Origin of the sequence: Photobacterium profundum (assembly GCF_003026285.1) — a bacterium.
Lineage (GTDB): Bacteria > Pseudomonadota > Gammaproteobacteria > Enterobacterales > Vibrionaceae > Photobacterium > Photobacterium profundum.
The window spans coordinates 718,823-744,274 of the sequence record NZ_PYOD01000001.1 but is presented as its reverse complement, the minus strand read 5'-3'; the positions used below and the strand labels follow the sequence as shown (position 1 = coordinate 744,274).

Sequence of the window (25,452 nt, the reverse complement as noted above, 5' to 3'; positions counted from 1 at the left end):
ATTTTAATTCTGCTCGTATTCACCGTTAACAACAGTCGCTCGAATGTTGTAATCGCGATCGAAAATAGCAAAGTTAGCAACCATGCCTTTTTTGATTGCTCCCAATTTATCATCAACACGAATAGCTCGTGCTGGATAGAGGGTAGCCATGCGAATCACTTCATCCAGAGCGATACCTGCGTGTTCGACACTGTTTCTAACCGCTTCTATCATGGTTAGTGCCGAACCTCCAAGTGTACCATTCTCATCAATACACTTGCCATCACGGTAATATACTTTCTTACCGACGAAAATAAAGTGATCCATGTCTGCTCCTGCGGGTGCAGTTGCATCGGTGACTAAAACAAGTTTCTCACCTTTCATACGATGTGCCATGCGAATATTCGCATAATCGACATGAAAACCGTCTGCAATTACACCGGTATATACGTCAGGTGTGTCGTAGATAGCCCCAACCATACCAGGCTCACGTCCCGCAATTGGTGTCATCGCATTAAACAGGTGTGTGGCAAAACTAATGCCAGCAGCAAAGCCTTTTCGGGCTTCTACATACGTTGCATTTGTATGCCCAGCTGACACGACAACACCAGCTTCAACCAGTTGTTCAATATGCTCTTGCGCATTTTGTTCTGGTGCCAAAGTTACTTTAGTTACGATATCGGCATTTTCACAAATTGTTGAAATCATTGCACTGTCAGAGCGGCGAATATGATCAACAGAATGAATGCCTTTTTTCATCACATTCAGATAGGGACCTTCAAGGTGAAGACCTAAAGAATGATTTTCATGTTGGCTCTGATAGTCACGTGTCGCTGCAATGGCTGCTTTCATATCTTCATCAGAAGATGTGATTAACGTAGGTAAGAAGCTTGTACAACCTGATTTAAGGTTAGCACGGTGCATGGTGTGAATTGTCTCTGCATTAATTTCATCATTAAACATTACACCACCACAACCGTTGAGTTGTAGGTCAATAAAACCAGGTGTTAGATTAGCACCGTCTAAATCAACGAGTTCAATATTTTCTGGTAATTCTGTTACCGGGCAAACAGCGTGAATGCTCACGCTGTCAATGATGACAGCGTGGTTATTCAGCACATCGCTACCGGTAAAAATGCGACAATTGGTAAGCGCGTACATGAACATGTCCTTTTTTGTTAAAGATTTTTAATATTTTGAGTTTCTAACTCTTGGAAGTACTTAACTGTTTTTACTTTTAATTCTTGTGTTGCAGGCTCATCACAAACAATCAATGCTTTAGGGTGTAACTGAAGCGCTGATACCGTCCATAGGTGGTTGACGTTACCTTCGACAGCGGCTTCTAGTGCCAATGCTTTATTGTGACCTGTCACTAAAATCATGATTTCTGCTGAATCAAGCAGAGTACCGACACCGATAGTTAATGCATATTTAGGTACTTGATTTATATCGTTGTCGAAGAAACGAGAATTCGCGATGCGGGTATCTTGCGTTAATGTTTTGATTCGAGTGCGAGATGCTAATGAAGACGCTGGCTCATTAAATGCGATATGACCGTCATTTCCGACACCGCCCATGAATAAATGAATACGCCCGTACGATTTAATTTTAGCCTCGTAACGTTGGCATTCGGCATCAACATCGTCTGCATTACCATTAAGTAAATTGATATTTTCTTCTTTAATATCAATGTGATTAAAGAAATTGTTATACATGAAACTACGGTAAGATTCTGGATGGTCGGCGGTAATACCAATGTATTCATCCATGTTAAATGTCACAACATGCTTAAAACTTACTTCGCCAGCTTCATAAAGCTCAATAAGACGCTTATAAGTTGTGAGAGGAGTTCCGCCTGTAGGTAAACCTAAAATAAACGGTTTATCTGCTGTAGGCTTAAATTTATTAATACGATCAGTGATATAGCGTGCTGACCACAAACCTACTTCTTTCGCATTATTAAGTGGTATTAATCTCACCCTGACACCTCATCGGTAATTGTTAAATCAAAAAAATCTTAACGACATATCGCCTTTGTTTCGAATAATAAAATAAGTTTTATGATCGGGCTAGCAAATTCGTTTAGATCTTGGCTGTTCAGGTGATTGAGATCACAAATGATGACCTTTTAATTTGCGGAGCGAAATTAATTTCTTAAACTGCAAAGGACTTAATCAGATAGCAGAATAAAGTTGTCTGTTTCAAATTCTAAGAAAACCATAGGGGGAACTAAGGGTGAATATTCTTGGATATTTTCAAAAAGTAGGTAAAGCATTAATGGTGCCGGTAGCAACGCTACCAGCTGCTGCAATTTTAATGGGTATTGGTTACTGGATTGATCCAAATGGTTGGGGTGCGAACAGTGCACTTGCGGCTTTTTTGATTAAGGCTGGTGCCGCAATTATCGATAACATGTCTGTACTATTCGCCGTTGGTGTTGCGTACGGTATGTCGAAAGACAAAGACGGTGCAGCGGCACTTTCTGGCTTCGTTGGTTACCTAGTTGTTACAACGCTTCTAGCGCCTGGTGCAGTAGCACAAATTCAAGGTATCGACCCAAGCGCAGTACCTGCTGCCTTTGGTAAAATCAACAACCAATTTGTTGGTATCCTTGTTGGTATCGTATCTGCTGAAATCTACAACCGTTTCTATACAGTAGAACTGCATAAAGCACTTGCGTTCTTCTCTGGTAAACGTTTAGTACCTATTCTAACGTCTGTTGCTGGTATTTTTATTGCTTTCGTACTTATGTACTTATGGCCTGCAATTTACGGTGGCTTAGTTAGCTTTGGTGAAAGTATTCAAGGAATGGGTGAAGCAGGCGCAGGTATCTATGCATTCTTCAACCGTCTACTAATCCCTGTTGGCCTACACCACGCACTAAACTCAGTATTCTGGTTTGATGTTGCAGGTATTAATGATATTCCTAACTTCCTTGGTGGTGCTAAATCAATCGCTGAAGGTACAGCTACACCAGGTATAACTGGTATGTACCAAGCTGGTTTCTTCCCTATCATGATGTTTGGTCTACCTGGTGCAGCTCTTGCGATGTACCACACGGCTAAAGCAAAGAATAAAGAAAAAGTAGCATCTATCATGATTGCTGCAGGTTTCGCATCATTCTTTACAGGTGTTACTGAGCCACTAGAATTTGCATTCATGTTCCTTGCTCCGCCGCTATATGTTATTCACGCAGTACTAACTGGTCTGTCTGTTTACATTGCAGCATCAATGCAGTGGATTGCTGGTTTCGGCTTCTCAGCTGGCCTAGTAGATATGGTTCTATCTACTCGTAACCCGCTAGCTGTTAACTGGTACATGCTAATTCTTCAAGGTTTCGTGTTCTTTGGTCTTTACTACGCAATCTTCCGTACAGTTATCGTTAAGTTCAACCTTAAGACTCCTGGCCGTGAAGATGACGATGTAGAAGAGAGCGGTGTGACTGGTTCAAAAGAAACGGGTGAGCTTGCTAAGCAGTACCTTAAAGCACTTGGTGGTCACGGTAACCTTGAAAACATCGATGCATGTATCACGCGTCTACGTCTAACATTGAAAGACAGCAGTCTTGCTAATGAAAAGACACTAAAAGCGCTAGGTGCAATGGGTGTGGTTAAATTAGGTTCAAACAACCTACAGGTTATCCTTGGTCCTCTTGCTGAAATCGTTGCTGGCGAAATGAAACGTATCCCAGCTTCAGAAGACCTATCTGCTGTAAAACTGCCTTAATTACTTAAATTCTTAAGTAACGTAACAAAGCTTTATTTTTAAATTAAACGGTCTCCACATTCTCTAAGAGAATAGGAGACCGTTCTTTTGAGTGCCTAACTTTTAGGCCTCGATTAAAATTCCCCTCTATGGGGGGCTTCGGGAGACAAATCATGAGCTTTATTTCTTTTAAATTAACTGCGCTAGCATCTGTTATAGCATTAGCAGTAACAGGGTGTGCATCACAAGGTTCGCCTGAACAAAATATTGTAAACAACCTTGCCGAGAATCTTGATGTTAATTATGAACTTGTTACAAATCACGGTGCAAATGATGGGCTGAAATGTCAGGACTTAAATGCAGAGTGGGCATCGTGCGATTTAATTAATTTGACGCTAGTAAATAATGGTCCTGCTGTTGATAGTAAAGATTGGACTATCTATTTCCACAGTATTCGTATGATTTTGGATGTTCAGAATGACCAATTTAAAATCACGCATGTCACAGGTGACTTACACACGCTAGAACCAACCGATAAGTTTGATGGCTTTGCTGAAGGTGAAACAGTCGTTATTCCTTACATCGGTGAGTACTGGACGTTATTTGAAAATGATTATATGCCTCGTGCTTATGTTGTATCGGGTGATGCCAAGCCTAAAACAATCAAAAGTACTGATGCTGAAGATCCATCTGCATACTTAACACCTATTTCTGGTGATAATTGGAAGCGTACGCCTGATGACAATAATGTATTGGCTACTGCTCAGTCTCGTTTCGAAAAAAATAACGACGTTAATCTAATTGTAAAAGAAGATCTTGCGGGATCAATTATTCCTACGCCTTTGAGTACTCAGCTAACGGGTGAATCAATATCATTAGCTGGCGGCATTAATATCGAAAATGAAGCGATTCCAGGTAGCATGATGGTTGCGCTAAATGATCGCTTAGAGATGTTAGGAGTAAATACTGAAGGTCAATATGCGGTAAAAGTGACTTTAGACCCAACGCGATTTACCAAAGAACAAAAAATTGAAGGCGCTTACCAGTTAGATGTCCGTAAAGATGCGACTTACATTGTTGGTTATGATTACCAAGGTGCTTTCTACGGTATGCAGTCGTTGATCGCATTGATGACAACGGGTGATAAGAATACGATTCCAACGGTTAAAATTACTGATGCTCCACGCTTTGATTATCGTGGTGTAATGGTTGATGTCGGTCGTCATTTCCACTCTAAAGCGGCCATTCTTCGTACGTTAGATCAAATGTCAGCGTATAAGATGAACAAATTCCACTTTCACCTGACGGATGATGAAGGTTGGCGTATCGAAATTCCTGGTTTACCTGAACTAACAGATATCGGTTCTAATCGTTGTCATGATTTATCAGAAATACAATGTGTGTTGCCTCAGTTAGGCTCTGGCCCAACATCAGATAACTTTGGATCTGGTTTCTACTCGAAGCAAGATTACATTGATATCTTAATGTACGCGAAGGCACGCGGTATTGAAGTGATTCCTGAAATTGATATGCCTGCGCACGCTCGTGCTGCGGTAGTGTCAATGGAAGCACGTTATAAGCGTTTAGCTGCTACGGGTGATATAGAAGCAGCCAATCAATATCGTTTGATGGATCCGCAAGACACATCCAATGTGACGACAGTGCAATTTTATGACAAGCGTAGCTTCATTAACCCATGTATGGATTCATCGGTTGCTTTCGTCGATAAAGTGATCACCGAAATGGCTGCAATGCACAAAGCTGCAGGCATGCCTCTAAATACGTGGCACTTCGGTGGTGATGAGGCCAAAAACATTAAACAAGGTGCTGGCTTCCAAGATATAAACTCGGCAGAGAAAGTGGCTTGGAAGGGCGATCTTGACCTATCTCTACAAGATAAGCCATTTGCAAAATCACCAATGTGCCAGCAAACGATTAATGACGGTACCGTGGCAGATTACGACCACTTGCCAAGTTACTTTGCTGAGCGTGTTAGCCAGTTAGTGGCAGATCAAGGTATTGAAAATTTCCAAGCATGGCAAGATGGCTTGAAGTACTCAAAGGATGCCGAAGCTTTCGCAACCGATAATGTGCGCGTGAACTTCTGGGATGTTCTTTACTGGGGCGGCGGTGCTTCAGCTTATGATTGGTCAGCTAAAGGTTACGATCTAATCATATCTAGCCCTGATTATGTTTACATGGATATGCCATACGAAGTGGATCCAGAAGAGCGAGGCTACTACTGGGCAACACGCGCGACAGATACGCGTAAAATGTTTGGTTTCGCACCAGAAAACTTACCGCAAAATGCAGAAACATCACTCGATCGTGATGGTAACGGTTTTGCAAGCAAAGGCACAGCAGAATACAAAGGCTTCTATGGCTTATCTGCTCAACTTTGGAGTGAAACCGTACGTACCGATGAACAATATGAATTTATGGTATTCCCACGTGTTCTAGCGGCTGCAGAGCGTGCTTGGCATAAAGCTGATTGGGAGGTGGACTACAAAGCCGGTGTTGAGTATTCACAGCAAACAAACTTAGTGAATAAAGGTGCGCTTAATGCTGAGTGGGCACGTTTTGCCAATGTATTAGGTCAGCGTGAATTGGCGAAGTTAGATGCGGCAGGTATTCAATATCGCGTTCCCGTTCCTGGAGCGAAAATTGAAAACGGCAGATTACAAATGAATGTGAGTATGCCTGGTCTTAAACTACAGTATTCAACCGATGGCGGTGATAACTGGAATACTTATAACCATGATACTCAGCCGGTAATTTCGGGTGATGTATCGGTGCGTGCCGTGAGTGCGAATGGTTTACGCTTTAGTCGAGTAACATCGTTGTAATTTAATGAAAGTTCCGATTAACGATTTAAAATAAAGTTGTGCGAGAGAGGTTCTCTCGCCAGCTTCTTAATAAGCTCCCCCCAGAGCTTATTAAGAAGCTGCTGTTGTAGTTTCGTACCTTAGATTGTCAGATTTAAGGATTCGGTAATTCATCCTTCATGTGAATTCCTGATTGGAATGTTGTTGTTTTGACCTTCATTTAGGGTCATAAAAAGTGTAATAGTTCTATTTACCCCGCTTCTGCGGGGTTTTTTTATATATATTGGTAAACAAAGCATACTAATTGTTGAGTCGTGACCCATATTTATGGATCATAGTCAGTTCTAAAATCCTGTAAGCACACGAGGTGTAATAGATGAGTGAATCTGAAGCTCGTCCAACTAACTTTATCCGCCAAATTATTGATGCGGATTTAGATAGTGGCAAACATAAAAGCGTTCATACCCGATTCCCGCCGGAACCGAATGGTTACCTGCATATCGGCCATGCTAAATCTATTTGTTTGAACTTCGGTATTGCTCAGGACTATCAGGGTCAATGTAATTTACGTTTCGACGACACTAATCCTGAAAAAGAAGACATCGAATACGTTGAGTCAATTAAGAACGATGTTAACTGGTTGGGCTTTGATTGGAGTGGTGAGATTTGTTATTCATCAAACTATTTCGATAAGCTATACGGGTTTGCAGTTGAATTAATTAATAAAGGCTTAGCGTATGTTGATGAGCTAAGTCCAGAGCAAATGCGTGAATACCGTGGCAACTTAACAGAGCCAGGTAAACCAAGCCCATACCGTGATCGTAGTGTTGCTGAAAACCTTGAACTGTTCGAAAAAATGAAGAACGGTGAAGTTGAAGAAGGCATTATGTCTCTTCGCGCTAAGATCGATATGGCTTCATCATTTATGGTGCTGCGTGATCCTGTTATTTATCGTGTTCGCTTCGCGACTCATCACCAAACAGGTGATAAGTGGTGTATCTACCCGATGTACGACTTCACACATTGTATTTCTGATGCGCTAGAAGGCATTACGCACTCGATTTGTACACTTGAGTTCCAAGATAACCGTCGTTTATACGATTGGGTTTTGGATAATATTACGATTGATTGCCAACCTCGCCAGTACGAGTTTAGCCGTTTAAATCTTGAATATACGGTAATGTCTAAGCGTAAGCTTAATCAATTAGTCACTGATAACTTGGTGTCTGGTTGGGACGATCCACGTATGCCAACTGTTTCTGGTTTACGCCGTCGTGGCTTTACGTCTGCATCTATTCGTGAGTTCTGTAAACGTATTGGTGTTACTAAGCAAGAAAACACCATCGAAATGAGTTCATTAGAATCATGTATTCGCGATGATTTGAATGAGAATGCACCACGTGCAATGGCCGTTCTTGATCCTGTTAAAATTGTGATTGAAAACTTTACTGGTGATGCTGAAGTATTAACAGTGAGTAACCACCCAAATAAACCAGAAATGGGTACGCGTGAAGTTCCGTTTACGCGTGAAATTTGGATTGAACGTGAAGATTTCCGCGAAGAAGCGAACAAGAAATACAAACGTTTAGTGTTAGGAAAAGAAGTGCGCTTACGTGGCGCTTACGTAATTAAAGCTGAACGTATCGAAAAAGATGCCGAAGGTAATATTACGACCATTTTCTGTTCTTACGATAATGAAACATTAGGTGTGAATCCATCTGATGGTCGTAAAGTGAAAGGTGTTATTCATTGGGTATCTGCAGATGCTGGTTTACCTGCAGAAATTCGTCTCTATGATCGCCTATTTACTGTTGCTAACCCAGCAGCATCAGATGACTTTGTTTCTGTGATTAACCCTGAATCGTTAACAGTACTTAATGGTTTTGTTGAGCCAAGCTTAAAAACAGCAGAAGCGGAAAAAGCGCTTCAGTTTGAGCGTACTGGTTACTTCTGTGTTGATAATAAAGACTCTTCAGCAGAGAAACTAGTCTTTAACCGTACAGTAGGCTTACGTGATACATGGGCAAAGATTGGTGATTAATCACCAATAAAGCGGATTGAATAGTCGGCTTTATTTGTTTAATAAAAAACCAGCCATTTGGCTGGTTTTTTTATGCTTACTGTGTATCAGCAGAAGTAAGGATTTATGCTCTAATACTTATTTAACGTCGTGAAGGCTTGGGTCTGAATTACAGTCGCCTTCAATACAGTGGCCATAAAGATATAGGCTGTGATTTGTTAAGCGAACATTAAAGCTAGCTGCAATTGCTTTCTGACGTTCTTCAATGATGTCATCAGAAAACTCAATAACTTTGCCACAATCGAGACAAACTAAGTGATCGTGATGATGTTGAGTTGCTAATTCGAAAACAGACTTACCACCTTCAAAGTGGTGGCGTGTAACAATGCCAGCATCATCAAATTGGTTTAATACTCGGTAAACTGTAGCAAGACCAATTTCTTCACCGATATCGATCAATTTCTTATACAAGTCTTCCGCACTGATATGTTGGCAATCAGGTTGTTGCAACACTTCCAAAATTTTTAAACGAGGAAGTGTGACTTTTAAGCCTGCTTGCTTAAGTGCGTGATTATTATCTGACATCTGAGTTTCCTATTGGCTACCTGCAAAAATAAAATGCAGTAGTCTTTCCCCATATCTGTTCATTATAAGGGACGATAAGATAACAATAAACCTTAAACGGCAATGAATCTATGAGTTATGCAAATTTTCTTTAGTTTGTAAAAATGTTAAAAAAATGTATAGAATGCCTCATCGTACCAGTCAATAAGGATTAAGACTGTGTTTAAGTATTATACACCTCGAATTGTGAGATCTGCGTTGAATATTTGGCCACCATTTTGGGGGGCTGGCATTCGAATCGTTCATATCAGCGACGACTTTCGCTGTGTAAAAATTAAGTTGAAGCTAAGGTGGTGGAATAAGAATGCTAATCGTACCCAATATGGTGGGAGTATTTTTTCACTAACTGATCCTGTTTACGCCCTGATGTTAATGGGGATATTAGGGAAAGAGTATTTTGTTTGGGATAAACAAGCTGATATTAACTTCCTAAAACCTGGTGATTCAGATTTAACAGCTAGCTTCATTATTTCTGACGATTGTGTGAAAAACATCAAACACAATACGTCAAACGGTGATAAATATTTTCCCGAGTTTGTTGTTAATGTGCATAACGATAAAGGTGAAGTAGTGTCTACAGTTCGACGAGTATTGTATATACGTAAAAAGCCTAAATATCGTCCGATAGAAAGTGGTAATGGCAATAATTCTTTGGAAGAGGCGAGTGCTGAAGTGCAAAGCGAAGCAGTATAAAGTAGAGATATAAAAAAACGCGCTCTTAAAGCGCGTTTTTAATATAGGAGCAAATTGATTAGTCTGCTAATTCAGCAAGGCACATTTCTTCAAAAATTTGCTTAACCCATTTTTCAACGCGTTCGTCAGTTAATTCTGGTTGACGGTCTTCATCAACGCATAAACCAACAAAGTTGTTGTCATCAACAAGTGCTTTAGAAGCTTCAAACTCAAAGCCTTCTGTAGAGAAATGACCAACAATTGTTGCGCCACGTCCTTCAACGATGTCACGTACTGTGCCCATCGCATCACAGAAATATTCTGCGTAATCTTCTTGGTCACCACAACCAAAGATAGCAACAAGCTTTGTAGAGAAGTCAATATTCTCTAGTTCAGGGAAGAAATCATCCCAATCACACTGTGCTTCACCATAGTACCAAGTAGGGATACCTAGAAGCAGTAGATCAAAATTATCAATATCTTCTTTGCTGCTTTTTGCGATATCTTTTACTTCAACTAAGTTCTTACCTAGTTGTTTTTGAATCATTTTCGCGACAGCTTCGGTATTGCCTGTGTCGCTACCAAAGAAGAGTCCAACACTCGCCATAGTAGAGATTACCCATTTATTAGTTGTTGACCGTTATCGTTAACGGTTTACATAAATTAGATCAGGATTAAACCCGAAATGTTTAGTGATAACCGTGAGATCATCATGTGCTCATAATAATGAGCATAACTCGATGTAGGTTGAATACATCAAGCTATTGAAATTTAGCCTAAGCCTGCGCCTTCCCAGCTGATCTGAATCAGACCTTTGGTGATAAAGCCAGCACATCCTAGAAATAGTACCATCCAAACGATCTTGCGACCAAAAGGAGGAACGTTACCTTGCTTTAATACGTCTTTAATCGCCATGCCAATAAAGAAAAATATCGAAGCAAAAAGCAAATCTAGCCCGACAGATTCAAGCAAGTCCATGTACTCGTATAACACATCATCCCTTACAACTATCGAACTAGGCGCGCACTATATCACGACAGACGCTCACTGTTAATGTTAAGGACGCTGCAAAAAGCTGAGAATGATACGATTTACGGTTTCAGGTTTTTCTGCATGTAGCCAGTGACCCGTGTTTGCGACCATGTGCGCTTTAGCATGGGGGAACTGTTGAGCAATTTTTTCACGGTGTTCGGGCAATATGTATTCTGATTCTTGTCCTTTTATGAATAATGTTTTGCCTTCAAAAGGTAAAACATCATTCCAGCCCATGATTGTAGCGTAATTTGCAATTAATCCTTCTACATTAAATCGCCAATTATAATTATCGCCATCTTTCGCAAATGATTTTAATAAAAACTGACGAACGCCCGGTTCAAGCACATGCTTTGCGAGGTAAACATCAGCCTCGCTTCGCTTATTAACGGTATGCTTAGCGACTTCGCGTAGACCTGCAAATACATTTTCATGTCGATGAACATGGTAGTGCACTGGGGCCATATCAAGAATCATCAAATGCTCAAGGCGTGTTGTTGCTACTTCACTGAGCGCCATGGCTACTTTTCCACCCATAGAGTGACCAACAACCGAAAATTGTTCAATATTCAATTCATCAATAACGGCAAGCACGTCATTAGCCATATCTTGATAAGTGAATGTGTCGGTATGCGCAGACTTACCATGATTACGTAGATCCACGCTGATCACTTTATAATTATCTTTCAATGATCTAGCGAGTAACCCAAGATTATCTAAACTTCCGAACAAACCATGGATCAAAACGATCACCTTTCCTTGGCCTTCAACACGATAATGAAGATTCACTGACTATTTTCTCTTATTAGGTGTGGTATTTACCGTAGAGTATAACCTCGGATCACGGTATAATCGCGCTGTGATTTTTAAACGGAACGATAATGAACACTACGATGAAGAGTATTGAGGTAGACGAAGAGCTATATCGTTATATCGCAAGTCAAACCCAACATATTGGTGAAAGTGCATCCGATATTTTGCGTCGCTTGTTAATGGTACCTGCAGAGCAGCAACTTGAGGTTGTCGTGCCAGTACGTCCAAAAGGTATTGTTGTTAGCAAAGACGCAGGAAATGAGCAGAAACTAGATCGTGTGAAAGAAATGCGAACATTGCTGATTTCTGATGAGTTTGCGGTACAAGATAAAGCCATTGGTCGATTTATGATGATCTTATCTTCACTTTATCGCATCGATTCTGACGGCTTCATTGAAGCTGCGGCAATTAAAGGTCGTACCCGCGTTTACTTTGCAGATAACGAAGAAGCTTTACTTGCGAGTGGTAAAACGACTAAGCCGAAGGCTATCCCAGGCACGCCTTACTGGGTTATAACGAATACGAATACTGATCGTAAACGTCAAATGGTTGAGCAGCTTATGGTTAAAATGAACTATAACGCTGACATCATAGAAAAAGTTTGCGGTGTAATTTAACTGGCAATATGCCTTCGTTTTACAAGGATAAGTACATGGCGATCCATCCTCGCGCTGGGCAACGTGCTCAGCAAGAAGATATGCATAATATTCCTGCATTAGTTGCAAACTACTTTTTGATTGAGCCAAGTGCTTCAAATCCACAGCAGCACGTTGCTTTTGGCACGTCTGGTCATCGTGGAACGGCTGATAAAGGTACGTTTAACCAGCATCATATTTGGGCTATTGCTCAAGCTGTTGCTGAAGTTCGTGCTGAAAAAGGTGTAACGGGTCCACTTTTCTTAGGTAAAGATACTCACGCTTTATCTGAGCCAGCTTTTACCTCTACATTAGAAGTCTTAGTGGCAAATAATGTAAAAGTGGTTATCCAAGAAGATAATGGTTATACCCCTACACCGGGTGTATCCCATGCCATTCTTTGCCATAACTTGGCAAATGCTGATAAAGCTGATGGTATCGTGATTACGCCTTCTCATAACCCACCGCAAGATGGTGGCATCAAGTACAACCCTGTACATGGTGGCCCAGCAGAAGGTGAGCTAACATCTGCAATCGAAAAGCGCGCAAATGAAATTATTGCTAACGGTTTAGTTGATGTTAAGCGTGTTGCGATTGAAGTGGCACGTGCTAGCGACTTAGTGGTAGAAAAAGAACTTGTTGCACCTTATGTTGACGACTTAGTGAATGTTGTTGATATGGCGGCGATTCAAAAAGCAAATCTTAAGATTGGTGTTGATCCTTTAGGTGGCTCCGGTATTGAATATTGGCGTCAGATTGGTCAACATTATGGTCTTGATTTAACATTGATCAATGAATCCATTGATCCGTCATTCCGTTTTATGTCACTCGACAAAGATGGCGCGATCCGAATGGACTGTTCTTCTCCATATGCAATGGCTGGTCTTCTTGCGCATAAAGATAACTATGACTTAGCGTTTGGTAATGATCCTGATTATGATCGTCATGGTATCGTTACACCTGCAGGTTTGATGAACCCTAACCATTTCTTGGCTGTGTGTATTGATTATTTATACCGTCACCGTCCAGAGTGGAGCCAAAGTGTTGCTGTTGGTAAAACATTGGTTTCTAGTGCATTGATCGACCGTGTAGTTGCTGATTTAGGTCGTGATTTATGCGAAGTACCTGTTGGTTTTAAATGGTTTGTTGATGGTCTATATTCTGGTGAACTAGGCTTTGGTGGCGAAGAAAGTGCAGGGGCATCGTTCCTTCGCATGAATGGTACACCATGGTCGACAGACAAAGATGGCATTCTTTTATGTTTACTTGCGGCAGAGATTACTGCGGTAACGGGTAAAAACCCACAGCAGTATTATGAAGAGTTAGCGGCTAAGCATGGCGCTTCTGAGTACAACCGATTACAAGCTGTTGCAAATGGCGAACAAAAGTCGGTACTGAGCAAGCTATCTGCTGAGATGGTTGCTGCTGAAACATTAGCTGGTGATGTCATTACTGCGCGACTAACTCATGCTCCTGGTAACGGTGCAGCAATTGGTGGTCTTAAAGTAACAACAGAGAACGGTTGGTTTGCTGCTCGCCCATCTGGTACTGAAGATATTTACAAAATTTACTGTGAAAGCTTTAAAGGTAAAGAACATCTAAGCCTTATCGAAAAAGAAGCACAAGAAATTGTAAGTAAAGTCTTTGCTGATGCTGGCTTATAACAGACGGTTTTTCGTTATTGTTAGCGTGTAAAGCAAACAATAATTGATACCAATAAACGCTCTACTATCCACTGTTACTATTGGATACTAGGGCGTTTTTTTATGCCATGGCCATTCATTGGGTACGACATACCATATTTGATTATCAGGTGAAACAGCCTGTGTTGGTCGTACTAACGAAGCCGTATCTAATATTGCTGTTAGTTCTTCGTAAGCGGGTGGCGATATCCAATGCTGCTTAATAAGTTCTCTTAGCTGCATACTATTGGTAGACATTATTTTAGCCTCTGCCTGAAAGCACCATTTTCCTGTAAGGCTATTAGGGTTAATTTCAATGCTAGATTGATGATTTGTTGCTACATCGTGATTAAATCGTCGCCCTTGCATAATAAGACGCTTTACCGCTGGTTGCCCATAAATCGAATTGTATTGAGTGCGATAAGCATTATGGTGACTTAATTCAAGTTGATGGCAGCTCATGCGGTTAATTTTTCTGTCTAATTGATCTTTGGCATTAGGTCCAATCCAGTTACCTTGGTGTTCAAGGTAGAACTTTATTGCCACTTCCCAATGTTCTAGTTTATTATTTTTCTTATTTCTTACAAGAAAATCAATCGCGCCAACGGTTTGATTATCCCATTGTAGCTGCATTTCTTCAGCGACTAATTCATAATTTGAATGAGCATTAATAATCTTTAACCACAACCATTGATAATAGAAGCCAAGCCGCTGATTTCCGTTATAAGCCTCATAGCTGGGAATAGATGCGTGTTTACGTAGTTCCTCTAGCCATTCATTATCTATTTGATATTTAACGCCAAGGGTTAGGGTAGGGCATGATAATACAGCAGAGATATCACGTCTGAATTGCTTTGCTCTGGTTGTGTCGTTGACAATATCTGGCATGGCTAACCCCTATATTACTCAGTAAACGAAGTCGTTCAATTATTGTGCTGAATCATATATTTAATTGTACGTTATCGCTTAGAATACATACAGGTTAGGCCAGTTTGGAGGCTGTATGTACAAACCATTTCCGCTTTTTAAGATTATCCTTCGCCGTATTTTTGTTGTACTTGCCGGACTTTTATCTTTTCCTATAGTCATTTTTTTACCTATATCAACACGTTCTCGGATCTATAGTTATTTACATCGCTATTGGGTTAAAACCAGTAATAAACCTGTTTGGTTAAAACAGACCGAACATGGCGCAAAAGAACTTTATTGAGATGCTCAAGTATATTATTTCTGTTCTATCAATTGAAAAAGCGGCTAGACGGTGAGATCACTCTGAATTCTGCATATTGAGGTAGCTTGGGTATACCTTTTACTTTTCAAAGTTATAATCAAGATAACTTGGGTAGAAAGATCATAACAGGAAGCCATAATGAATAATCTGAAACTGGAAGCAGCATTAAACGAATTGCTCAGCCCTCATTTAATTAAAGATTATTGCCCGAACGGCCTTCAGGTTGAAGGTAAGACTCAGGTCAAAAAAATCATAACAGGTGTAACAGCATGCCAAGCCCTAATAGAGCGTGCTATTGAAGAAAAAGCGGATGCATTATTAGTTCACCACGGTTTTTTTTGGAAAGGTGAACCCGCTGAAATTCGAGGTATGAAATTTCGTCGTATTAAAGCGCTGATTGAAAATGGTATCAATTTATATGCTTACCATTTGCCGCTAGATGTGCATCCTGAATTGGGTAATAACGCTAAATTGGCACAAATGCTTGAACTGGAAGTGATTGGTGGATTAGAAGATGGTAATCCCCGTTCGGTGGCGATGTACGGACAACTCGACAAAACGATAACGGGTGCTGAATTAGCATCTCGACTTTCTATCGGGTTACATCGTGAGCCTTTGCATATTGGGGATAATGCACCGGCTGATATTAAAACTGTGGGTTGGTGTACTGGCGGTGGACAAGATTATATTGATCTAGCGGCACAAAAAGGGCTTGATGCATTTATTTCGGGTGAGATTTCTGAGCGGACGGTTCACACTGCACGTGAGTTAGGAATTCATTATTTTGCAGCTGGGCACCATGCCACTGAGCGTTATGGCGTGAAGGCATTAGGTGAATGGTTAGCGCAAGAGCATCAATTTGATGTGACGTTTATCGATATTGATAACCCGGTATAAGTTCTACTTTTAAACGACGCATAAATACTAAGAGCCAGAATCTCGCTGCGGTATGAGTACAAAAAAGGTTGAGCTAAATAGCTCAACCTTTTTAATTTCTAATGATTAACTATTATTCGTTAAATCAATGCTATTCACGTTCATGAAGAGGCTTGAATTCACGTTGTAGTTCACCAGTGTAAAGCTGACGAGGACGACCGATACGATTATCAGGGTCACTGTGCATTTCACTCCAGTGTGCAATCCAACCAACAGTACGAGACATGGCAAAAATAACAGTAAACATTGAAACTGGAATACCGATAGCCTTCAAGATTAGACCTGAGTAGAAATCAACATTCGGGTACAGCTTCTTATCGATGAAGTATGGGTCAGAAAGTGCAATACGCTCAAGCTCCATTGCTACGTCCAATAGTGGGTCGTCAATGTTCAACTCTTCAAGTACTTCATGACATGCTTCACGCATTACTGTAGCGCGCGGATCATAGTTTTTGTAAACTCGGTGACCAAAGCCCATTAGACGGAACGGGTCTTCTTTGTCTTTCGCACGTTCTATATATTCTTCAATTTTATCAACGCTGCCAATTTCTTCTAGCATCTTCAGGCAGGCTTCATTCGCACCGCCGTGTGCTGGCCCCCAAAGCGATGCAATACCAGCTGCAATACAGGCAAACGGGTTAGCACCTGAAGATCCAGCTAAACGTACTGTAGATGTTGAAGCATTTTGTTCGTGATCTGCATGCAAGGTAAATATTTTATCCATTGCACGCGCAACAACTGGGCTTACTTCATACTCTTCACACGGAGTCGCAAACATCATATGCAAGAAGTTTTCTGCATAGTTTAGATCGTTGCGAGGGAAGATAAATGGTTGTCCAATTGAGTATTTGTAACACATTGAAGCAAGGGTTGGCATTTTTGATAGCAAACGGAATGCCGTGATTTCACGGTGGCTATCATTGTTGATATCTAATGAATCATGGTAAAACGCTGCAAGCGCTCCGACCACACCACACATAACTGCCATAGGGTGAGCATCTCGACGGAAACCGTGGAAGAAGCTGGCAATTTGCTCATGAACCATCGTGTGACGCGTCACAGTTGTACGGAAAGATTCGTACTGAGCTCGGGTTGGTACTTCACCATATAACAATACGTAACATACTTCTAAGTAGTCAGCGTTATTGGCTAATTGATCGATCGGGTAACCACGGTGTAACAGGATACCTTTGTCGCCATCAATGTAAGTAATTTGAGATTCACATGATGCTGTGGCTAGAAAACCAGGATCAAATGTAAAGTAACCGTTAGCGCCAAGTTTACGCACATCAATTACATCTGGACCCTGAGAGCCCCCAAGAATTGGTAGTTCAATTGGGGCTTTCCCTTCAATATGAAGAGTCGCTTTCTTATCCGCCATAACAATCTCCTTTGCTATTATTATAATCCTAATCCAATACGGACCTCCTTTTGTTGTACCTTTCGTTGGCTCAAATGTCAATTTTGATGCTGTTTTGTGTGCACTTGTTAATAAGTTTAAATAAAAAGGTGTGAATTTCTAAAAGCGTGTTAGATGTCATGTAACGAGGTTTGTGTTTGGTTGTTACGGGGCGTATACTCGCGGCAGGTCTCTGGTTATGCTAATGCCAGAAGCGAATGCTTAAGTTATTAATAATATTAGTTACTTAGGTTGAAGGGTGTTTATATTTGATGTAAAAACAACCTGGCAACCTAACGTTACGTATATGTTGCACTTATTCGCTGGCGTAGCAGATGGCCGGGGAGTTTTATAAAAATAAAATGCTTCAATGGAGCTGAGTGGGCAAACACCGTGAAAGTTAAAAAGCCAAGACCTGTCAATCTTGATCTACAGACGATTCGCTTCCCCTTAACTGCGATTGCGTCAATCCTACACCGCGTATCCGGCGTTATTACGTTCGTTTCTGTTGCAATCTTACTTTGGTTATTGAATATTTCCTTATCTTCCCCTGAAGGTTTTGCAAGCGCAGCCAGCATTGCTGACAGCTTTTTTGTGAAATTTATATTATGGGGTGTGTTAACAGCATTGTTCTATCACATTGTTGTAGGTGTTCGTCACCTAATAATGGATATGGGATATTTTGAAGAAATGGAAACAGGCATTGCAAGCACGAAAGTGAGCTTTGTAATTGTTGCTGTTCTTTCTGTATTTGCTGGAGGCCTAGTATGGTAAACAACGTATCCACTGTCGGCCGTAATGGTATCCACGATTTCATCTTGATTCGCGCAACCGCAATCATTCTAACCCTTTACACCATTTATATGGTCGGTTTTATCGCCTTTGGTCCTGACCTTAGTTTTGAAACTTGGACTGCCTTTTGGGGGCAACTGAGTACTAAGGTTTTCACTATGTTGGCGTTACTCTCGATTCTTGTTCACGCCTGGATTGGGTTGTGGCAAGTATTGACCGATTACATTAAATGCGCTGCTTTGCGTGCAGGCATTCAATTTGGTGTTGTAGCTGTACTTTTTGTTTACCTGTTTTCAGGTTTCTTCATTGTGTGGGGTGTGTAAGTGAGCATTGCAGTTCGTGAGTTTGATGCCGTAGTTATCGGTGCTGGTGGTGCAGGTATGCGCGCAGCACTACAAATTTCTGAACAAGGCCTTAGCTGTGCTTTGTTGTCTAAAGTTTTCCCTACACGTTCTCATACTGTGTCAGCGCAAGGTGGTATTACCGTAGCTCTTGGTAATTCGCATCCTGATAATTGGCAATGGCATATGTACGACACCGTAAAAGGTTCTGATTACATTGGTGATCAGAATGCCATTGAATACATGTGTCAAAACGGACCTAAATCAGTAATCGAGCTTGAAAAAATGGGTCTTCCGTTTTCTCGTTTTGAAGATGGTTCGATTTACCAGCGTCCTTTCGGTGGTCAATCTAAAGCATTTGGTGGCGAACAAGCTGCGCGTACAGCGGCTGCGGCCGACCGTACTGGTCACGCACTTCTTCACACGTTGTACCAACAGAATATCAAGCATAAAACAACTATCTTTTCTGAGTGGTATGCACTTGATTTAGTTAAAAACCAAGACGGTGCAATTCTTGGTTGTACCGCCATTTGTATGGAAACAGGTGAAACTTGTTACTTTAAATCGAAGGCGACAATTTTAGCAACTGGTGGTGCAGGTCGTATTTATGCATCAACAACGAATGCATTTATTAATACTGGCGACGGTGTTGGTATGGCACTTCGTGCTGGCGTACCAATGCAAGACATCGAAATGTGGCAATTCCACCCTACGGGTATTGCTGGTGCTGGTGTATTAGTGACGGAAGGTTGCCGTGGTGAAGGCGGTTACTTGCTGAATAAAGACGGCGAACGTTTCATGGAGCGTTATGCGCCTAATGCGAAAGATCTTGCTGGCCGAGACGTTGTTGCGCGCTCAATGATGGTTGAAATTCGTGAAGGGCGTGGCTGTGATGGCCCATGGGGTCCACACCTTAAGCTTAAATTGGATCACCTTGGTAAAGATGTACTTGAATCTCGTCTTCCTGGTATTTGTGAATTGTCGCGTACATTCGCACATATCGACCCAGTGAAAGAGCCCATTCCAGTAATCCCAACATGTCACTACATGATGGGTGGTGTACCTACGCAGGTTTCTGGTCAAGCGCTAAAACAAAACAGTGCCGGTCAAGATGAAGAAGTACAGGGTCTATTTGCTTGTGGTGAAATTGCCTCGGTATCGGTACATGGTGCCAACCGTTTAGGTGGCAACTCATTGCTTGATTTAGTTGTATTTGGTCGTGCGACTGGCTTACATCTAGGTGAAACGCTTTCTGCGCAATCTGAAGCTCGCCCTGCAAGTGAATCTGATATTGAAGCATCTTTAGCGCGTGTAAATCGTTGGAACAATACGCAAAAAGGTGAAGATCCAGTTCAAATCCGTAAAGATTTACAGTCTTGTATGCAAAACAACTTCTCGGTATTCCGTGAAGGTGAGGCTATGGCGACAGGCTTAGAAGAACTGAAAGCTATCCGTGAGCGCCTGAAAGATGCACGTCTAGACGATACGTCGACTGAATTCAACACTCAGCGCATTGAATGTTTAGAGCTTGATAATTTAATGGAAACTGCATACGCGACAGCTGTTGCTGCGAACTTCCGAACAGAAAGTCGTGGTGCACATGCTCGTTTCGACTTCCCTGAGCGTGATGATGAGAATTGGCTATGTCACTCAATTTACAACCCTGAGACAGAGCAAATGTCGAAGCGTGATGTAAATATGAAACCGATTTCTCGCGAAGCGTTCCCGCCGAAAGCGCGTACTTACTAGGGAAGGGAAGACTCATGAAACTGAATTTTTCAATTTATCGTTATAATCCAGACATTGATAATGCGCCGCACATGAAAGGTTATACCCTTGATGTGCCAGAAGGCTCTGACATGATGGTTCTGGACGCATTAATTTTGCTGAAAGAACAAGATCCGACACTTGCTTTCCGTCGCTCATGTCGTGAAGGCGTGTGTGGTTCTGATGGTGTAAATATGAATGGCACGAATGGCCTAGCTTGTATTACTCCGTTGTCAGCATTAGTCAATGATAAAACGATTGTTATTCGTCCATTACCGGGTTTGCCGGTTATTCGTGATTTGATCATTGATATGGAACAGTTTTACGCGAACTACGCGAAAGTGAAACCGTATCTGATTGATGATGGTGCAATACCGCCTGCACGTGAAAACCTTCAATCACCAGAAGATCGTGCTCATCTTGACGGTTTATACGATTGTATTATGTGTGCTTGTTGTTCAACATCTTGTCCGTCTTTCTGGTGGAATCCAGATAAATTCATCGGACCAGCTGGTCTGTTGGCAGCGTACAGATGGCTAATTGATAGCCGAGATACAGCAACAGATGAACGATTGTCTGATCTAGACGACGCTTTTAGCGTTTTCCGTTGCCATGGCATCATGAACTGTGTAAATGTTTGTCCTAAGGGATTAAATCCAACCAAAGCAATTGGTCATATTAAATCAATGCTGCTTAAACGAGCGGTATAAGTAAAAGAATTATCGATATGCTAGCCTGACCTACTTACTTAGTAAGGCTAGCTTTTAAGTCCGGCTTAGAGACCGGGAAAACGGCGATAACTAGTGGTTAAGGGAAAACAATGCAGAACGGCGTTATGAAGGCATGGCTTGAGTCTTCACACTTAGCTGGCGCCAATGCGACTTATGTAGAAGACCTCTACGAGTTGTATCTTAGCGACCCAGAATTAGTTGATGAACAATGGCAAACCGTTTTTGGTGATTTGCCTGTAGTTAATGAGAATGTTGTAGAACAGCCTCATTCACGTGTTCGTGATTATTTCCGACGTCTAGCAAAAGAAACAACCCATCTAAGCGCTACCGTCAGTGATCCAGATGTAGATGTTAAGCAAGTTAAGGTATTGCAGTTAATTAACGCATACCGTTTCCGTGGGCATCAACACGCAAACCTCGATCCTTTAGGATTGTGGGAACAGGAACGAGTTCTTGAACTTGCCCCTGAATTCCATAATTTGACTGAGGATGATTTTAATGAAAGTTTCAACGTCGGTTCTTTTGCCGTTGGTCAAGAAACGATGAAGCTTTCAGAAATATATGCAGCACTGAAGAAAACCTATTGTGGTTCTATCGGCGCAGAATATATGCATATTACAAATACGGATGAAAAACGTTGGATTCAACAACGTCTTGAATCTGTATCAAGTACAGGTACGTTTAGTAAAGATGAAAAGCAATGTTTTCTTGAAGAGCTAACAGCTGCTGAAGGTCTTGAGCGTTATCTTGGTGCAAAATTCCCTGGAGCGAAACGCTTCTCGTTGGAAGGTGGTGATGCCCTTATTCCAATGATGAAAGAACTGATCCGTCATGCTGGCAGTCAGGGTGTACGTGAAGTTGTTGTTGGTATGGCTCACCGTGGTCGTCTCAACATGCTTGTTAACGTTCTGGGTAAAAAACCGCAAGACTTGTTTGATGAGTTTGCGGGTAAGCATGGGGACAGCTGGGGGACAGGTGATGTGAAGTATCACCAAGGTTTCTCTGCTGACTTCGCAACACCTGGTGGTGATGTGCATTTAGCTCTCGCATTTAACCCGTCACACCTAGAAATTGTTAACCCTGTTGTTGTCGGCTCTGTTCGTGCTCGTCAAGATCGCTTAGGTGATAGTGACGGTTCGAAAGTATTGCCGATTACACTTCATGGTGACTCTGCGATTGCAGGGCAGGGTGTTGTAGCTGAAACATTTAACATGTCTCAGGCTCGCGGCTACCGCGTTGGTGGTACTGTGCGTATCGTCGTGAATAACCAAATCGGCTTTACAACGTCCAATCCTCAAGATATGCGATCAACGGAATACTGTACTGATATCGCGAAAATGGTCCAAGCACCTATTTTTCACGTTAATGCTGATGATCCAGAAGCCGTAGCGTTTGTTACGCGTATCGCATTTGATTTCCGTAATACATTCAAACGTGATGTTGTTATTGATTTGGTTTGTTACCGACGCCATGGTCATAACGAAGCTGATGAGCCCAATGCAACTCAGCCATTGATGTATCAGAAAATCAAAAAGCACCCAACGCCGCGTAAAATTTATGCTGATACATTGACTGATAGCGGAATCTTCGAGTTAGAAACAGCAACAAGCTTTGTTAACGAATATCGTGATGCGCTTGACCGCGGCGAATGTGTGGTTAAAGAATGGCGCCCGATGAAACTGCATTCAGTAGATTGGGCTCCATACCTTGGTCATGACTGGACAGTTGATTGGGCAAGCAAAGTTGAACGTGATCGTTTACAAGAGCTTGGCCAGCGTATTTGTCAGTTCCCTGAAAGCCATACCCTACAAGGGCGAGTGCAGAAGCTGTATAACGACCGTTTATCCATGTTAGCGGGTGATAAGCTTGTTGATTGGGGGATGGCAGAAACATTAGCGTATGCAACCTTAGTTGATGACGGTAATCGTATTCGCATTACAGGACAAGATTCTGGCCGTGGTACATTCTTTCACCGCCACGCTGTATTGCATAACCAAGCAGATGCCAGCACCTATGTGCCGCTAGCGCACCTGCATGATAAGCAAGGTCCATTCGAAGTTATCGATTCGGTTCTTTCTGAAGAAGCAGTGTTAGCATTCGAATACGGTTACGCGACTGCAGAACCAAGTGGTTTAACCATTTGGGAAGCACAGTTTGGTGACTTTGCCAACGGCGCTCAGGTTGTTATCGATCAGTTTATTAGTTCTGGTGAACAGAAGTGGGGACGTATGTGTGGCTTAACCATGCTGTTGCCACACGGTTATGAAGGACAAGGCCCTGAGCACTCATCTGCTCGCCTTGAACGTTACTTGCAGCTTTGTGCTGAGCAAAATATGCAGGTTATCGTGCCATCTACACCTGCACAGGTTTATCACATGCTGCGCCGTCAGGTTGTACGCCCTATGCGTCGTCCAATGATCGTGATGTCACCTAAATCACTGCTTCGTCATCCACTGTGTGTTTCAACGATGGAAGACTTAGCGGAAGGTACATTCCAACCGGCGATTGGCGAGGTGGATGCACTAGAGCCGACACAAGTGAAACGTGTCGTGTTCTGTTCTGGTAAGGTTTATTACGATCTTCTAGAGCAACGTCGTAAGAATGAACAAACAGATGTTGCTATTGTTCGTATTGAACAACTATACCCATTCCCTAAAGAAGATGTTGAAGCTACATTGGCTGATTATCAACATGTTACCGACTATGTTTGGTGTCAAGAAGAGCCTCAAAACCAAGGTGCATGGTATTCAAGTCAACATAACTTCCGTTCAGCATTGCCAACAGGCTCTGATTTGAATTATGCAGGTCGCCCTGCATCGGCGTCACCGGCTGTGGGTTACATGTCGGTGCACCTTAAGCAGCAGAAAGCGTTAATTGAAGACGCTCTGACTATCACAGAATAAGAACTGGAAACAAAAGGACAAAACCGATATGACGATCGAAATTCTGGTTCCTGATTTACCTGAATCCGTTGCTGATGCGACAGTTGCGACTTGGCACAAGCAGCCTGGCGACTTTGTTACACGCGATGAAGTATTAGTTGATATTGAAACTGACAAAGTAGTGTTGGAAGTTCCAGCGCCTCAAGATGGTATCTTAGAAGCAATTATTGAAGCTGATGGCACCACTGTTTTATCTAAGCAGTTAATTGGTAAGATTAAAGCGGGTGCGGTTGCCGGTGAACCAACAAAGGATGTGCCAGCAGCAGCTGAATCATCGCCGAACAAGCGCAATACGGCTTCACTGACTGAAGAAACGAATGAAGCACTAAGCCCTGCTGTACGCCGTCTACTTGGCGAACACAGCATTGAAGCATCTGCCGTTAAAGGTACAGGTGTTGGCGGTCGAATCACTCGTGAAGATGTGGAAGCTTACCTAAAAAATGGTACTGCTCCAGCTGCAGCACCTGTTGCTGAAGCTAAAATCGAAGCGCCTCTTGCTGCGCGTAGTGAGAAACGTGTACCTATGACACGTCTACGTAAGCGTGTTGCAGAGCGTTTGCTTGAAGCTAAAAATAGCACAGCAATGCTAACAACGTTTAACGAAGTGAACATGAAACCAATCATGGATCTTCGTAAGCAATACAAAGATATCTTTGAAGAGCGTCATGGTATTCGTTTAGGTTTCATGTCTTTCTACGTGAAAGCGGTTGTTGAAGCGCTAAAACGTTACCCTGAAGTGAATGCATCAATTGATGGCGATGAGATTGTTTATCACAACTTCTTCGATGTCAGTATTGCGGTGTCAACACCGCGTGGCTTAGTAACCCCTGTTCTGCGTGACTGTGACAAACTAAGCCTTGCTGAAATCGAGAAAGGTATTCGTGAACTCGCAATCAAAGGCCGTGACGGTAAGCTTACTGTTGATGAGTTGATTGGCGGTAACTTTACAATTACTAACGGTGGAGTCTTCGGTTCTCTGATGTCTACGCCGATTATCAACCCACCACAAGCAGCAATTTTGGGTATGCATAAAATTGCAGATCGCCCAATGGCTGTAGATGGTAAGGTTGAAATCTTACCTATGATGTATCTTGCATTGTCTTATGATCACCGCTTAGTTGATGGCCGTGAGTCAGTGGGTTACTTGGTAACAATTAAAGATCTACTAGAAGACCCAACACGTCTATTGCTAGACGTTTAATATCTAAAAAGCTAAGCCGGACAGGCTCAACGTCCGGCTTACATAAAAGCTTGAAGATAGAATGACGAAGAAATACCCAAGAGTATTTCATATGGATATAACACTTCCCCCTAAGGGATATAAAA

At 42.0% G+C, this 25,452-nt stretch carries 22 protein-coding genes; 14 read left to right on the top strand and 8 right to left on the bottom strand.

From position 1 onward, the window contains the following. Window positions 1-3: 3 nt before the first annotated feature. Both nagA and nagB read right to left on the bottom strand, forming a co-directional pair. Window positions 4-1,140: an N-acetylglucosamine-6-phosphate deacetylase gene (nagA, locus tag C9J48_RS03230; protein WP_006231095.1), complete on the bottom strand. Its 1,137-nt coding sequence runs from the start codon at window positions 1,138-1,140 to the stop codon at window positions 4-6. A 17-nt stretch (window positions 1,141-1,157) separates the two neighbouring features. Next, the gene (nagB, locus tag C9J48_RS03225) at window positions 1,158-1,958 is read right to left on the bottom strand and encodes a glucosamine-6-phosphate deaminase (RefSeq protein ID WP_006231096.1); all 801 of its coding nucleotides are present in this window, start codon (window positions 1,956-1,958) and stop codon (window positions 1,158-1,160) included. Window positions 1,959-2,214: 256 nt separating this feature from the next. Between nagB and nagE the strand changes: the two genes are divergently transcribed. From nagE to glnS, 3 genes are all read left to right on the top strand, one after another. Then, window positions 2,215-3,705, top strand: a complete 1,491-nt coding sequence (gene nagE, locus C9J48_RS03220; protein WP_006231098.1) for an N-acetylglucosamine-specific PTS transporter subunit IIBC — start codon at window positions 2,215-2,217, stop codon at window positions 3,703-3,705. Window positions 3,706-3,833: 128 nt separating this feature from the next. Beyond that, window positions 3,834-6,530, top strand: a complete 2,697-nt coding sequence (locus C9J48_RS03215) for a beta-N-acetylhexosaminidase (protein WP_373456032.1) — start codon at window positions 3,834-3,836, stop codon at window positions 6,528-6,530. Window positions 6,531-6,885: 355 nt separating this feature from the next. Beyond that, on the top strand, window positions 6,886-8,550 hold the full coding sequence (gene glnS / locus C9J48_RS03210) for a glutamine--tRNA ligase (RefSeq protein WP_006231100.1): 1,665 nt from the start codon (window positions 6,886-6,888) through the stop codon (window positions 8,548-8,550). 117 nt (window positions 8,551-8,667) lie between these two features. Here glnS and fur read toward each other — a convergent pair whose 3' ends face one another. After that, the gene (fur, locus tag C9J48_RS03205) at window positions 8,668-9,114 is read right to left on the bottom strand and encodes a ferric iron uptake transcriptional regulator (RefSeq protein WP_006231101.1); all 447 of its coding nucleotides are present in this window, start codon (window positions 9,112-9,114) and stop codon (window positions 8,668-8,670) included. Window positions 9,115-9,312: 198 nt separating this feature from the next. Between fur and C9J48_RS03200 the strand changes: the two genes are divergently transcribed. Beyond that, window positions 9,313-9,846 (top strand): DUF4442 domain-containing protein, encoded by a 534-nt coding sequence (locus C9J48_RS03200; protein WP_006231102.1) that lies wholly within the window; start codon window positions 9,313-9,315, stop codon window positions 9,844-9,846. A 58-nt stretch (window positions 9,847-9,904) separates the two neighbouring features. Here the strand turns inward: C9J48_RS03200 and fldA are convergent, their stop codons facing one another. The 3 genes from fldA to C9J48_RS03185 form a co-directional block, all read right to left on the bottom strand. Then, window positions 9,905-10,432, bottom strand: a complete 528-nt coding sequence (gene fldA, locus C9J48_RS03195; protein ID WP_006231103.1) for a flavodoxin FldA — start codon at window positions 10,430-10,432, stop codon at window positions 9,905-9,907. A gap of 164 nt (window positions 10,433-10,596) precedes the next feature. Continuing rightward, entirely contained in the window at window positions 10,597-10,818 is a 222-nt protein-coding gene (locus C9J48_RS03190) for a DUF2788 domain-containing protein (RefSeq protein ID WP_006231104.1), read from the bottom strand. A 63-nt stretch (window positions 10,819-10,881) separates the two neighbouring features. Continuing rightward, window positions 10,882-11,646 carry an alpha/beta fold hydrolase gene (locus tag C9J48_RS03185; protein WP_006231105.1) on the bottom strand — a complete coding sequence of 255 codons (765 nt, stop codon included), beginning with the start codon at window positions 11,644-11,646 and terminating at the stop codon, window positions 10,882-10,884. 104 nt (window positions 11,647-11,750) lie between these two features. Here C9J48_RS03185 and seqA point away from each other — a divergent pair, with 104 nt between their 5' ends. After that, on the top strand, window positions 11,751-12,287 hold the full coding sequence (gene seqA, locus C9J48_RS03180) for a replication initiation negative regulator SeqA (RefSeq protein ID WP_006231106.1): 537 nt from the start codon (window positions 11,751-11,753) through the stop codon (window positions 12,285-12,287). Window positions 12,288-12,322: 35 nt separating this feature from the next. Beyond that, entirely contained in the window at window positions 12,323-13,969 is a 1,647-nt protein-coding gene (pgm, locus tag C9J48_RS03175) for a phosphoglucomutase (alpha-D-glucose-1,6-bisphosphate-dependent) (RefSeq protein WP_006231107.1), read from the top strand. Between the two features lie 87 nt (window positions 13,970-14,056). On the opposite strand, the gene C9J48_RS03170 is transcribed toward pgm, so the two are convergent. After that, window positions 14,057-14,875: a DUF1853 family protein gene (locus C9J48_RS03170; RefSeq protein WP_006231108.1), complete on the bottom strand. Its 819-nt coding sequence runs from the start codon at window positions 14,873-14,875 to the stop codon at window positions 14,057-14,059. Window positions 14,876-14,990: 115 nt separating this feature from the next. Between C9J48_RS03170 and C9J48_RS03165 the strand changes: the two genes are divergently transcribed. Next, complete coding sequence (locus tag C9J48_RS03165) at window positions 14,991-15,197, top strand: DUF2517 family protein (protein ID WP_006231109.1); 207 nt, start codon at window positions 14,991-14,993, stop codon at window positions 15,195-15,197. 159 nt (window positions 15,198-15,356) lie between these two features. Beyond that, complete coding sequence (locus C9J48_RS03160; RefSeq protein ID WP_006231110.1) at window positions 15,357-16,115, top strand: Nif3-like dinuclear metal center hexameric protein; 759 nt, start codon at window positions 15,357-15,359, stop codon at window positions 16,113-16,115. Between the two features lie 130 nt (window positions 16,116-16,245). On the opposite strand, the gene C9J48_RS03155 is transcribed toward C9J48_RS03160, so the two are convergent. Then, window positions 16,246-17,535, bottom strand: coding sequence for a citrate synthase (locus tag C9J48_RS03155; protein ID WP_006231111.1), 1,290 nt, complete (start codon window positions 17,533-17,535; stop codon window positions 16,246-16,248). Between the two features lie 411 nt (window positions 17,536-17,946). On the opposite strand from C9J48_RS03155, the gene sdhC reads away from it, so the two are divergent. The 6 genes from sdhC to odhB all read left to right on the top strand — a co-directional run bounded on the left by sdhC (window position 17,947) and on the right by odhB (window position 25,327). Continuing rightward, window positions 17,947-18,327 carry a succinate dehydrogenase cytochrome b556 subunit gene (gene sdhC / locus C9J48_RS03150; RefSeq protein WP_006231112.1) on the top strand — a complete coding sequence of 127 codons (381 nt, stop codon included), beginning with the start codon at window positions 17,947-17,949 and terminating at the stop codon, window positions 18,325-18,327. Further along, window positions 18,321-18,668, top strand: coding sequence for a succinate dehydrogenase, hydrophobic membrane anchor protein (gene sdhD, locus C9J48_RS03145; protein ID WP_006231113.1), 348 nt, complete (start codon window positions 18,321-18,323; stop codon window positions 18,666-18,668). Before sdhC ends, sdhD begins: the two co-directional genes overlap by 7 nt. Further along, entirely contained in the window at window positions 18,669-20,435 is a 1,767-nt protein-coding gene (sdhA, locus tag C9J48_RS03140; protein ID WP_006231114.1) for a succinate dehydrogenase flavoprotein subunit, read from the top strand. A 14-nt stretch (window positions 20,436-20,449) separates the two neighbouring features. Then, window positions 20,450-21,163 (top strand): succinate dehydrogenase iron-sulfur subunit, encoded by a 714-nt coding sequence (locus tag C9J48_RS03135; protein ID WP_006231115.1) that lies wholly within the window; start codon window positions 20,450-20,452, stop codon window positions 21,161-21,163. Between the two features lie 110 nt (window positions 21,164-21,273). Continuing rightward, on the top strand, window positions 21,274-24,087 hold the full coding sequence (gene sucA / locus C9J48_RS03130) for a 2-oxoglutarate dehydrogenase E1 component (RefSeq protein WP_006231116.1): 2,814 nt from the start codon (window positions 21,274-21,276) through the stop codon (window positions 24,085-24,087). Between the two features lie 28 nt (window positions 24,088-24,115). Then, window positions 24,116-25,327 (top strand): 2-oxoglutarate dehydrogenase complex dihydrolipoyllysine-residue succinyltransferase, encoded by a 1,212-nt coding sequence (odhB, locus tag C9J48_RS03125; RefSeq protein WP_006231117.1) that lies wholly within the window; start codon window positions 24,116-24,118, stop codon window positions 25,325-25,327. Window positions 25,328-25,452 lie beyond the last annotated feature (125 nt).